The 13133-nt window shown below is 56.9% G+C and carries 7 protein-coding genes; 4 read left to right on the top strand and 3 right to left on the bottom strand.

The window, feature by feature from the left end:
* Positions 1–6: 6 nt before the first annotated feature.
* Both pip and typA read right to left on the bottom strand, forming a co-directional pair.
* Positions 7–969, bottom strand: coding sequence for a prolyl aminopeptidase (pip, locus tag QUE89_RS03215; protein ID WP_286221808.1), 963 nt, complete (start codon positions 967–969; stop codon positions 7–9).
* Between the two features lie 98 nt (positions 970–1067).
* The gene (typA, locus tag QUE89_RS03210; protein ID WP_286221807.1) at positions 1068–2879 is read right to left on the bottom strand and encodes a translational GTPase TypA; all 1812 of its coding nucleotides are present in this window, start codon (positions 2877–2879) and stop codon (positions 1068–1070) included.
* Positions 2880–3423: 544 nt separating this feature from the next.
* Between typA and glnA the strand changes: the two genes are divergently transcribed.
* From glnA to ntrC, 4 genes are all read left to right on the top strand, one after another.
* Positions 3424–4827, top strand: a complete 1404-nt coding sequence (gene glnA / locus QUE89_RS03205) for a glutamate--ammonia ligase (RefSeq protein ID WP_286221806.1) — start codon at positions 3424–3426, stop codon at positions 4825–4827.
* Positions 4828–5020: 193 nt separating this feature from the next.
* Positions 5021–5545, top strand: a complete 525-nt coding sequence (locus tag QUE89_RS03200; protein WP_286221805.1) for a DUF4124 domain-containing protein — start codon at positions 5021–5023, stop codon at positions 5543–5545.
* 254 nt (positions 5546–5799) lie between these two features.
* Positions 5800–6894, top strand: coding sequence for a nitrogen regulation protein NR(II) (gene glnL, locus QUE89_RS03195; RefSeq protein WP_286221804.1), 1095 nt, complete (start codon positions 5800–5802; stop codon positions 6892–6894).
* A complete protein-coding gene (ntrC, locus tag QUE89_RS03190) occupies positions 6891–8318 on the top strand; it encodes a nitrogen regulation protein NR(I) (protein ID WP_286221803.1) in 1428 nt (475 codons plus the stop codon). Before glnL ends, ntrC begins: the two co-directional genes overlap by 4 nt.
* A gap of 84 nt (positions 8319–8402) precedes the next feature.
* On the opposite strand, the gene QUE89_RS03185 is transcribed toward ntrC, so the two are convergent.
* Positions 8403–12587 (bottom strand): LamG domain-containing protein, encoded by a 4185-nt coding sequence (locus QUE89_RS03185; protein ID WP_286221802.1) that lies wholly within the window; start codon positions 12585–12587, stop codon positions 8403–8405.
* Positions 12588–13133: the final 546 nt, after the last annotated feature.

Genomic DNA, 13133 nt, shown 5'->3' with positions numbered 1-13133 from the left:
GTACGACTAGCTCGCACTTTCTCCAGATTTGGCGACAACCTCTTCCACCCCTCGAATCAGGGCATCAACTATCGCGGGTTCAGAGGCAGAATGCCCGGCGTCCCGGATAATTCGAAGATCTGCCCCGGGCCAGGCTTTGCTGAGCGCGAGCGCATTGTCCAGCGGGCAGACCATGTCGTAGCGGCCGTGGATAATGATGCCCGGAATGTCAGCCAGGGTGTGCGCGTCCCGCACGATCTGATCCGGTTCAAGGAAGGCCCGGTTAATGAAGTAATGGCACTCGATACGCGCCAGGGCGATGGCAACGTGCGGATGGCCAAAATGCTCTACCACCCGTGGATTGGGGTGCAATGTAGCGCAGCGCCCCTCCCAGACGGACCACGCCTTGGCGGCCTGAATTTGTTCCAATTCGTTAGCGCTGGTTAGTCTTTTGTAATAGGCCGCGACCATGTCGCCCCGCTCTTCGACGGGTATCTGAGTTTCAAAATCCTGCCAGTAGTCCGGAAATACCCGGCTGGCGCCATCCTGATAAAACCATTGAATATCGCGAGGACGGCACAGGAAGATGCCCCGCAGCACCATGCCCAGGACTCGCTCCGGGTACGCTTGGGCATACACCAGGCTGAGTGTAGAACCCCAACTGCCGCCAAACAGCAGCCACTTATCGACACCCAAAAAGGAGCGCACCGTTTCCATATCTTCGATGAGCTTGTCCGTGCTATTACCCTCAAGCTCAGCCAAGGGTGAGGAGCGCCCTGCCCCGCGCTGATCCATCAAGATGATGCGGAAGCGCTCGGCGTCGAAGAAGCGTCGCTGATAGTCCTCACAGCCGCCACCGGGACCACCATGAACCACCAACACTGGGATGCCCTCCGGGTTGCCACTTTCTTCCACGTAAAGCTCATGGGGAGAATCCACCGCAATGCGGTGCCGGGCATTGGCCTTGATGTCGGGATAGAGGGTGAGCATGACGCGATCCGGCAAAGGGTTTAACCGGAGTTTAGCTGATATGAACAAAAAGGGGCGGATCAAACCTGATCCGCCCCTTTTGGAATTCCTGCTGGAATTTACTTCTTCTTGGCGCGCTTACGCTCGTTCTCCGTCAACAACTTCTTACGCAGGCGGATGGACTTGGGCGTCACCTCTACCAGCTCGTCGTCGTCGATGAACTCGAGCGCCTGCTCAAGGGTGAACTTGATCGGCGGCACCAGGCCAATAACCTCGTCCTTGCCGGAAGCACGCATGTTGTCGAGCTTCTTGCCTTTGGTCGGGTTCATGACCATGTCGTTGTCACGGCTGTGAATGCCGCACAACTGACCTTCATAGATTTCCTGACCTGGATCCAGGAACAGCTTGCCGCGACTCTGCAGGGTTTCCAGCGAATAAGTCAGCGCCGTACCCGTTGCCATGGACACCAGAACACCGTTTTGGCGGCTGGTGACGTCACCGACCTTGATCGGGCCGTAATGGCTGAAGGTGGAGGTCAGGATACCGGTACCTGAAGTCATGGTCAGGAAGGTATTACGGAAGCCAATCAGACCACGGGCCGGGATGGTGTAATCAAGACGCATGCGCCCTTTACCGTCCGGTACCATGTTGGTCAGGTCGCCTTTACGCAGACCCATCTGCTCCATGACAGGACCCTGGTGCTGCTCTTCAATGTCGACGATGACATTTTCGTACGGCTCCTGCTTCACGCCGTCAACTTCGCGAATGACTACTTCCGGGCGGCCAACCGCCAACTCGAAGTTCTCACGACGCATGTTCTCGATCAGAACCGACAGGTGCAGCTCGCCACGACCGGACACTTTGAACTTGTCGGCAGACTCCCCTTCTTCCACACGCAGAGCTACGTTGTGCAGCAGCTCTTTTTCCAGACGCTCTTTAATGTTGCGGCTGGTCACGTACTTGCCTTCTTTACCAGCGAAGGGCGAGTCGTTGACCTGGAATGTCATGGAAACGGTCGGCTCGTCTACGGTCAGTGCCGGCAGCGCTTCAACCTGAGACTGATCACACAGGGTATCGGAGATAAACAGCTCATCCATACCGCTGACGCAAACAATGTCGCCCGCCTGGGCTTCATCAACTTCAACACGCTGAAGACCGGAGTGACCCATGATCTTGAGGATACGACCGTTGCGCTTCTTGCCGTCGGCGCCAATGGCGGTCACTGGCGAGTTGGTCTTGACCTTACCCCGCGCGATGCGGCCGATACCGATTACACCCAGGAAGCTGTTGTAGTCCAGCTGGGAGATCTGCATCTGGAACGGGCCGTCCATATCAACGTTCGGCGCAGGTACGTGGTCGACGATGGCCTGGAATACGGCATCCATGTTGTCGTCCAGGTTCTCGTGGTCCATACCGGCGATGCCGTTCAGGGCACTGGCGTAAACAATCGGGAAGTCCAGTTGCTCTTCAGTGGCACCCAGGGCATCGAACAGATCGAACACCTGATCAACGACCCAATCCGGACGTGCGCCCGGACGGTCAATTTTGTTCACCACAACGATTGGACGCAGGCCTGCTGCGAATGCTTTCTGGGTTACAAAGCGGGTCTGCGGCATCGGGCCATCGATAGAATCGACCACCAGCAGCACGCAATCCACCATGCTCATCACCCGCTCCACTTCGCCGCCAAAATCGGCGTGGCCCGGGGTGTCGACGATGTTGATATCGTACTCATTCCATTTCAGGGCCGTGTTCTTGGCCAGAATGGTGATACCACGCTCTTTTTCCTGATCGTTGGAATCCATAACGCGCTCGTTTTCGAGCTCTTTTCGGTCCAACGTGCCGGATTGGCGCAGCAGTTTGTCAACGAGGGTCGTCTTACCATGGTCGACGTGCGCGATGATGGCGATATTACGAAGCTTTTCAATCACAACTATAATCCTGCGGCATGCTTTCTTTGACCTGAGAGGGTCTTAAGGAGGTAAAACCTCTCACATGCCGTCTCAAATCCGTAAAGTGAACCCATTGTCCAATACCGGGCGGCATCGGCGCGTCCCAACCAGCTGAAAAGGTCCGGGAGCAAATGAGGCGGCGGGCAGTATATCGAAAAGTCCACACTGATTATATGCAGATAAACGACTATATCTGCGTCAAGCCTCTGCACCAAAGGTGATCACAGCCAGACAATAGCGCACTATTCTGGTGCGTGCGCCGACGAGGTTTCCGCCAGAACAACGCCCCACAATCCCCATAAAAGTGCCGCAGGCCGCACCACTGTGCACTTCTGGCGCACGCCCCAAAAATTGGCAAGCGCCTTGCTTTACCCAAGTCAGCCGAATTTTGCAGGTAAGTGGCTAAAGCTTTTGCTAAGCTGCAATGCCTGAATAAAAGATCGGACATCAGTCATTCTGAACGATCCGGCAAAACGAACACGTATACGCCCGTCAAAACGGGACAACTAACGGAGCATGCACAATGTCCAAGACAATTGATCTGATCAAAGAACACGAAGTGAAGTGGGTAGACATGCGCTTCACCGACAGCCGCGGTAAAGAGCAGCACGTTACCCTGCCCGCCTCTGAGGTGGACGAAGACTTCTTCGCAGACGGCAAGATGTTCGACGGTTCTTCAATCTCCGGCTGGAAAGGCATCAACGAATCCGACATGATTCTGATGCCAGACGATTCCAGCTCCGTCCTGGACCCGTTCACCGAAGAAACCACCCTCAACATCACTTGTGACATCGTTGAGCCTTCAACCATGCAGGGTTATGAGCGCGATCCGCGTTCCGTTGCACGTCGCGCTGAAGAGTACCTGAAGTCTACCGGCATCGCCGATGGCGCCCTGTTCGGCCCGGAGCCTGAGTTCTTCGTATTTGACTCGGTCAAATGGGAAGTGGACATGAAAGGTGCTGGCTATTCCCTGCACTCCGAAGAAGCCGCCTGGGTTTCTGGCGAAGATTTCGACCGCAACAACATCGGCCACCGCCCAGGTGTGAAAGGCGGTTACTTCCCGGTTCCTCCGGTAGACAGCCTGCATGACCTGCGTGGCGCTATGTGTGCTGCCATGGAGTCCATGGGCCTGGAAATCGAAGTACACCACCACGAAGTGGGTACAGCTGGCCAGTGCGAAATCGGTGTTGGCGCCAACACCCTGACCAAGAAAGCCGACGAAGTTCAAATCCTTAAGTACTGCGTACACAACGTGGCCCATGCCTACGGCAAGACCGCCACCTTCATGCCGAAGCCGGTAGTGGGTGATAACGGTTCCGGCATGCACGTTCACATGTCCCTGAGCAAAGATGGCAAGAACCTGTTTGCCGGCGACAGCTACGCGGGCCTGAGCGAAGCGGCTCTGTATTACATTGGTGGTGTTATCAAGCACGCCAAGGCCATCAACGCCTTCACCAACAGCTCCACCAACTCTTACAAGCGTCTGGTTCCGGGTTTCGAAGCTCCGGTTATGCTGGCCTACTCTGCCCGTAACCGCTCTGCTTCCATCCGTATTCCGTACGTGAACAGCCCGAAAGCACGTCGTATCGAAGTACGCTTCCCGGACGCCTCTGCCAACCCGTACCTGGCCTTCGCGGCCCTGATGATGGCTGGTCTGGACGGCATTCAGAACAAGATCCACCCAGGCGATGCCATGGACAAGGATCTGTACGACCTGCCGAAGGAAGAAGCACTGAACATTCCGGTTGTTGCCGAAACTCTGGCCGAAGCACTGGATTGCCTGGAAGCAGACCACGAGTTCCTGACCCGTGGCGGCGTCTTCACTGAAGACATGATTCAGGGCTACGTGGACCTGAAGCGCGGTGAAGTAGAGCGCCTGAACATGACCACTCACCCGGTCGAGTTCGAGCTGTACTACTCTTGCTAAGCAGTCCGCTCTGCTAGAACAAACCGGAAGCTTCGGTTTGTGACGAAGCCCCGCCCAGTGCGGGGCTTTTTTATGGCCTAATTAGAAGTGTCTGCCGTTCTTAACGATATGTAACTAACAACCTGCCTCAGGGGCGTTGAAATGACGTCGGGGGCCGCAGATAATCGAATAAAACATCAACACAGGTGTGCTTATGAAACCAAGGACCGGACTATTCGCCGCAGCCCTGATCCTGCTCACTGGCCCCACGGTCGCAGAGGTTTACCGAAATGTGGATGCCAATGGCAATGTTACCTTCTCCGACGAACCGTCCAAGGGCTCCGAAGCCGTAGAGGTCAAGCCAGTTACCACCGTGACCCTACCTAAGCCCCAAAATGTGCGCGAAACCGACAAACTGCGCGAAGAGGTCAAACGCGAAGGCTCGGTGTACGAAAGCGTTGGCTTCGCCTACCCCGAAAACAATCAGGCCTTTCACAGCGGCAGCGGCGATATCCAGTTTGAAGTCCAAAGCACCCCTGGCCTCCAGTCCGGCCACAAGTACGAGGTTACCCTGGACGGACAACCGGTAGGCCAGACTACTTCAGGTTCTGTTAGCGTCCGTAATGTGTTCCGTGGCACTCACGATGCCCGTGTCCACATCGTTGATGAAAACGGTGTTCAGGTGAAAACCGGCCCGGCCATCAGCTTTACCGTGCACCGCCCGTCCGTCGCCAATTGACAGCGCACTATTTTGGTGCGATTGCACCATAAACACGCCATACTCTGACCAGCTATAGGGCGAAACCACCGGGCTGGTCATCCTTCCCCTTCGACTTACGCACCAGCGTACGGCACAGCTCCACGCTGTTTGACGCACATGCCCGCACTTTGCCCACTCTTTTTGCGCTGACCTTCAAAGTGGTTCGCTTCTTGCAGTTTCACAAAGATAGGAAGGTCACCACATTCACAATGTCGAACCAACGGGATTGATACATGGCATTGCCTACGGCCACCACAAACGGCGACAAGCGCATCCTCGACAGCCTGACCACAGCGGTTCTGGTTCTGGAGGAAAGCCTGAGGATTAGTTACTTCAATCCGGCCGCAGAGAGCCTGTTCGAAACCAGCATGACCCGGAGCCGGGGTCAGTTGTTCGATGACATCCTGATTGATTCCGAAGACGCCCTGAAAACCCTTCATGCTGCCGCCGAAAATGGCCAATCCTACACCCGCCGCGAGGCTGAGTTCGTTCTGGCCAGCGGCTTACGATTGACGGTGGATTACTCGGTAACACCTACCAGCCTGGATCCGGTTGAACTGCTGATCGAAATTCAGCCCCGGGACAGACTGCTCCGCATCAGCCGGGAAGAGGACATTATCTCGCAGCAGGAAACCACCCGGATTCTGGTGCGCGGCATGGCCCACGAGATCAAAAACCCACTAGGCGGCATTCGGGGCGCAGCGCAACTGCTCGACCGCGAACTCAATGACGAGGACCAGCGCGAATACACCCGTGTCATCATTGATGAGGCCGATCGCCTGCGCAGCCTGGTCGACCGCATGCTTGGCCCCAACAAGGCTCTGAAGCTGGCTGAAACCAACGTGCACGAGGTACTGGAACGGGTGGGCACATTGCTGGAAGCCGAAAGCAAAGGTCGTCTTTTATTCCGCCGGGACTACGACCCCAGTATTCCGGAATTCCCAGGCGACAAGGAACAGCTGATTCAGGCATTCCTGAACATCGCCCGGAATGCCATGGAAGCGGCCTTCGAGAACCAGACCGGCCACCGGGATGAAGCGCCGCCCACCATCACATTCCGAACCCGCGCCCTGCGCCAGTTCACCATCGGCAATCGGCGTCATCGCCTGGTATGCCGGGTCGACGTAATCGATAACGGGCCCGGCATTCCACCGGATCTATTGCAAAACATCTTCTACCCGATGATTAGCGGCCGCGCCAGTGGCACCGGTTTGGGACTATCCATTACCCAAAGCATCATCGGGCAACATCGCGGCCTGGTCGAGTGCGAAAGCGAGCCCGGCCGAACCGACTTCATCATCTTCCTGCCTCTGGAGGACACCCCATGAGCCAACCGGCAAACGTCTGGATCATAGACGACGATCGCAGTATTCGCTGGGTGCTGGAGCGCGCCCTTAACCAGGCCGGTTTACAGCCCCGGGTTTTCGAAAGTGGCGAGAGCATCATGATGCGTCTCGAACATGAGCAACCAGACGCCATCATCAGCGATATCCGGATGCCCGGGGTTGATGGCATTACCCTGTTGTCTCAGATTGTAGAGGCTCATCCCGATCTGCCAGTGATCATCATGACCGCGCATTCGGATCTAGAGAGCGCGGTGACCAGCTACCAGACCGGCGCCTTCGAGTATCTTCCCAAGCCGTTCGATGTGGATGACGCAGTTGCGTTGGCCAAACGGGCCGTTGCCCATAGCCACGAGAAGAAGGCCAGTGCCGAGCCCCTTGCCGAAAGTACGCAGCGCAATACCGAGATCATCGGTGAAGCCCCCGCCATGCAGGAGGTCTTTCGCGCGATTGGTCGGCTTTCGCATTCCAACATAACGGTGCTGATCAACGGTGAGAGCGGCACCGGTAAAGAGCTGGTAGCCCAGGCACTGCACAATCACAGCCCGCGCGCCAAACATCCGTTCATTGCTCTGAACATGGCCGCCATTCCGAAAGACCTGATTGAATCCGAGCTGTTCGGGCATGAGAAAGGCGCTTTCACCGGAGCCGGCGCTGCGCGTCAGGGGCGGTTTGAGCAGTCCAACGGTGGCACCCTGTTCCTGGATGAAATTGGCGACATGCCCGCCGACACCCAGACCCGCCTGTTGCGAGTACTCGCGGATGGCGAGTTCTACCGGGTCGGCGGCACCACACCCATCAAGGTGGACGTGCGCATCATCGCCGCCACGCATCAGGATCTGGAGCAGCTGGTTCAGGCCGGCTCCTTCCGGGAAGATCTATTCCACCGGTTGAATGTTATCCGGGTGCATCTACCCAAGTTGGCGGAACGGCGTGAAGACATTCCCCGGTTGATGCAGCACTTCCTGAAGCGGGCAGCCAAAGAATTGGCGGTGGAATCCAAGATCCTGCGGCCGGATGCCGAGGAATACCTGACGACTATGCCCTGGCCAGGCAACGTCCGCCAACTGGAAAACACCTGTCGCTGGCTGACAGTGATGGCCAGCGGCCGCGAGATCCACATCGATGACCTGCCACCGGAACTGCTGCATCAGGCGGAAACCCCCACTGTGGGCACCACCTGGCAGGAAGGCCTGCGCAATTGGGCCGAACAGGAACTGAAGCGCGGCAAGAAAGGTATTCTGGATAGTGCGATACCTGAATTCGAAAAGATCATGATCGAAACCGCCCTGAAGCACACCGGCGGTCGCCGCCGGGACGCCTCCGTGCTACTGGGCTGGGGGCGCAACACCCTGACTCGGAAGATCAATGAACTGGGGCTGGACCACCCCGAAGGAGATGACGATTGAGCCACCGGGCTCGTTTTCCAGGGGCAGTCTGAGAAGGCTGCCCCTTTTTTGTGGCCGGATGGGCGACCAATTTCGGGATCGGCGCTAGCGCTCCTGCCAGTAGATCACGCGATCATGGCCCCGGTAGACGCCAAACGTGGCAATCGCCGATGGATTTTCGTTGGTACCATCACCGTCATAATCATCCTGCCAATACACAGGCACCGGATATTCAACCATTACGCTGCCGGTGTTGCCGGCGCCCGGCGGCGTTAGCAGAAGCTCTTCATCTGACTCCGCAATGCCATTGGTCATGGTTCCCGATCTGGCATCCACCGAGGTATTAGGCGGGGTATCGGTCACCAACGCATCGGCAGTGTTGTAGACCCAGCAGTTTTCATCAGTATGGCGGGTGAAACGGGAACCGTTCCAGATCTGCGCCTCGAAAGGCATTTGTAGCGCCCTCGGCGTCGACGCATAGGCGTTAGGGTCTTCCGGGCCGTAAGCGTTTTCCAGCACCAGCCGTCCGTAACGGATGGAAGTGCCCGTTGCGGGCAGGGATACCGGTAAATCAGTGGCTGACAAGGCCACACTGTCGCTGTCCTGAACGCTGGTAATGCTCACCTCAAGAGCAGCATCAAATGGCGCGACTCGAGCATTGCCGTTGCGGGTGTACACGAACGTGTCGGGTCCCTGCCTATATACCATAGACCCATTACCCAGCGGCGTTAACACTTCCGTGTCCGGGGTCGTTGTGACCGCCAGCAGGCTGCCGTCATTGCCAGTCTGAGTTGAGTCTGCGACTGGAAGATTCTGGGCGACATTATCTACGTCCAGCTTTTGCCAGTCGCCCCGGTAATTGCGGGTGATTGGGCCAAGTCCAGCGCCGCCACCATTATAGGCTCTTGCCGCGATGGTGAAATCTGGTGCCGTGGCATAGCCGAAACTCTGACCGGTGTAGGTAAACCCATTACACTGTGCCGCCAGCACACCATCCGTCTGACCTTCCAGGGAGAAATGTTCCGGATGGAAACGCCCCACCGGACCAGTGTCACCGACCAGATCGATGGCGCGGCCCAAATATGTGCTGCTGAATGCCGTGGCCACCTCAATAACACCCACCTCGTTGTAACGCGCAGGACCGCTAACTGAGCCACCACTAAACCCACTTACTGCGCTCGGCCCCGCCAGCCCGGGGTCAGCTGGATCAGGCGGGCCGGGGGGCCCCGCAATCAGGTAGCCGTTCAGCGCTACGGAATCATCAAAGCTGACGACGGTGGCATTGTCGACAAGGGTCGCGTTGTTGGTCGCCAGAGCCACCGTTTTATTTGCAGTATTGTCATTGTGCCCATCGGGCTGACCGTCGAGATCACTATCATCGGCACTGTCGTACTGAACGGCCCTTACTCCGATATCAAAAGACCGACCTGCCGCCAGAAAAGCGGTTCCGCCCGCGCCAGTTGCCGCCGGATTGCCGGCCACCGTGACCGCAAACCCAAAGGGGCGAACCGACAGTGCGGCACTTGTACCCGTGATCGTACGCGGCGCATCATTCTCGTCCAGGATAAGTCCCGACTCACTGTCTTCCAGCTCGAGTGCATAATGACCCACATCCGACGGGCTTAACGTCAGCTGAGCGAGGCCCTGAACAAAGTCCATTGTGAGGTTGGTCGAACCGGGCCGGGACGAAGGCAAGGTGACAGAACCGGAACCACCGTTCAGATCCGGCGCGGCTCCACTCGGGTCATCCCCCTGACGGTCCAGCCAGGCCCGAAGATCAATGGGACCATCGTAAGCCTCAACACGGCCGCATTCGCCACTACTCGGGTCCCGTCGCAACACTTCTGCTTCCAAACCATGGGGCCGCCCGGCAATCACGTCCGCACCAAAGGTGTCGGCCAGGGACACCACAAGAGCATTCTCCCGGAACTCCACCACGCTGGAGACTCCAGATTGCCCCCCGGAGGTATCCCGGGCAGTAATGGTCAACCGGTCCGCCCGACTGTTGGCGAGACCCAGGGTTACCGAACCATTGTCTGCAGCATCAAACTGATACCGGACCTGGCCATCGTCGTCACTGTCTGGATCGGGCGCCAGTGAACCGGCTGCCGAAACCCTCTGCCAGTTGCCATGATCGGTGCTGGTGGTTAGATTCACGGTGCCCTGATAACCCACCAATAGATTATCGCCGGCATCTTCGGCCTGGATCTGGACATCAACCGGCGCGCAAACACTGGCTGTGGCCGGAACAGTTATCCGGAAATGGTCCAGAACCTGGGAACAGGGGCGGCTGCGATTGGCTTCGCGCAGAATCGCCGTATTGGATAGTGCCCGGCCATACAAGCGTACCTCATCAATCTGGCCTTCAAACTCACGGCCGGCGAAGCCCTGGTCTGCGCCAATCTGGAATGGGTCGGTGTTCTGGCTCAATGACTCATTGGTGAAGGTTTGCCTGGCCCGTTCAACCCCGTCCACGACGATGCGCTGAACGCCATCCCGCCGGGAATAAGTGATGGCGGTGTGCACCCAAGTGTTTGTCGGAAGTTGGTAGCCCGAGGTAAACGACCGGGTAGCGCCAGCACTATTGTTCCACCACCAGAACAGCTCGCCATTACTGTCGACATGGTATTCGTAATTCTCGTCCTTCGAGACGATTGTTTTGAGATTCCCACTGGAAGGCAGCGCCGCAATATTAATCCAGGCCATGACGGTGAATTCTTCGTCGGCCGACAACTCAGGATCGTGAGGAATATCAACGTAGGAGCCGCCAGACAGAGTTGCGCCGTAGCAGACTTGTGCCGGCTCAGCCATGGCGCCGCCAACGCTTTGGCCATCCAACCCTGTGCCCCGAAGCTCTTTAACTTCCCCCGGATCGCCCTGCCAGCGCGGCCCTTCCAGCCCATAGATCGCCCGAAGCGAAAAGTCGACGGCAAAGTTGTCTGAAAACGCGAGGAAGCTGGCTTCCTCAGTGGTATGGCTCAGATCCTGATCGCTGGCCCAGTCCTCTTCAATTTTCAGATCAACGCTGGCATTCGACACCGAACACCGGCGTAGCCAGCCACCATCACCCCCATCGCGCGAAACCTGGGAACCGATAACCCGAGGCGGCGCGGGGTAAGATTGAAGGAAAGACATCGAATCGCAATTCCGGGTGCCGCCAATTTGGTCAGGGGTAACCTGCGCCTCAGCCGTTATCGTCTGGCCATCGTTGTCCACAAAGGCACCGATAACACCAGCCTCAATGGCAAGGTAGGCGACGGTTTCCGGCGATGAAATCGTACCGCTGCGGGTTTCCGCGCGCTCCAGGGCAAGATCAATACCGGACACCCCCAGCCGGTCATGAGCCATGGTCAGCCAGGGATCTGAGCGACCAGGCGGCGCAGAAGTCTCGTTGACGGTGCTCTGGATCTGACTGATGAAAGCCGGTGTGCTGCTGAATGCGGACAGGAAGTTCAATCGTGACCAGCTTGATCCAGAGATATTGCGAGCCTGGTAGGCTTGCAGGGGTAGCTGCCCAACTTCCAGCTGAGTGCCGTCCGGAAACTGGTGCTGTCCATAGGTAGCCGCCAGGTAATGAATCGTCGTGTCCTGATTCCCGACGGACCAACCTGGATTCCCAAGTGGAGGTTCGACCGGTAAAACCTCAAAACCCTGCTCAGTGACGTTCCGTATTCTCACGGAAGAGGGCTCGGGATTATTGTCATCCCCCAACACAAAAACGGCCGGCGGCGAGGGGTACACCTGATCGAAGTTGACGGTGGTTGCTGAGCCGGCTGACACTGTCACCGAGCGTGACTCCAGCATCAGAGGCTCCGCAACCGGCGGTCGTGCTTCAGAGTCATAGGTGAAGGCTTGGGAAAAGGCCAACAAACCAATACTTTCCCGTCCATGACTGCGCTCTGAATCCTGATAGTCATCTTCGTCGATAGTCAGCCCGATATTCGAAGCAGAAAGCTGACATTGCCGAAGCCAGCCGCCATCGTCCTCTCGTCGGCTGGTTTTGCTGGCAAGTACTATCGGGCTGGAGCCAAAGGCACTGTTAAAACCGAATAGATCGCATCCGTCGTCCCAACCACGAGGTCCATTATCTATGTTCTGAGACTCGTACCGCACATTGACGTTGCCGATGGCCTTGAAAGAGCTAGTCGGTGTTGCGCTGAACGCGATAAAGCCGATCTGTTCAAGCTCAGGTAGCTCGTGGATATCTGTATCAGAAAGGGAAAATACCTCACTGAACTCCAGCGCATAATCAAAGCCGTTGTTCAGGACCTTTTCGAAAACCAATGTCATCCATGGTTCTGACTGATCATCCGGAACGTCGTCGTTAATTTCATTTGCAAGCGTCTGGATAGCACCGATGACGACAGGGTTGTTAGAGAAGTTACTTCCAAATTTGTGCTTTCCCCATCTTGTCTTACCATCCCCATCCTTCTGGAACTGCACATAGGTTTTATCAGTTTTGTCCCCATCTCGACTGTCGAGCAGCCCAGCGTCAATGCGGGTTCCATCCGGAAGTGTATGACTGCCCCTCTCCACCGCAACGTAACTCACCGTCATATTAGTGTGCGGCCCATCCTCAGAAAGCGGTTCCACCTGAGCCATTTGGAAGCCAGTGGTAGTTACATTAGCGATGCGCAGCGCCGACGCATTAGGGCCGTCGTCAGTTGGCAGCGCCACCACGATAGGTGGAGTGGCATAAGTTTGTTTAAAAGAGAAGGAAAACAGGCTGCTGACGTTTGTAGTCTGAGGAAGATCAAGGGTACCCGCTTCCATTTTCCAGGCATGCGCCCATCCGGGGACCAACATAACCAGAATTAACAACGTACAACGAATCCA

It is taken from the genome of Marinobacter sp. LA51, assembly GCF_030297175.1.
In the GTDB taxonomy this organism is placed as follows: domain Bacteria; phylum Pseudomonadota; class Gammaproteobacteria; order Pseudomonadales; family Oleiphilaceae; genus Marinobacter; species Marinobacter apostichopi.
The sequence above is the reverse complement of the archived record's forward strand: the minus strand, read 5'-3'. Positions and strand labels throughout refer to the sequence as shown.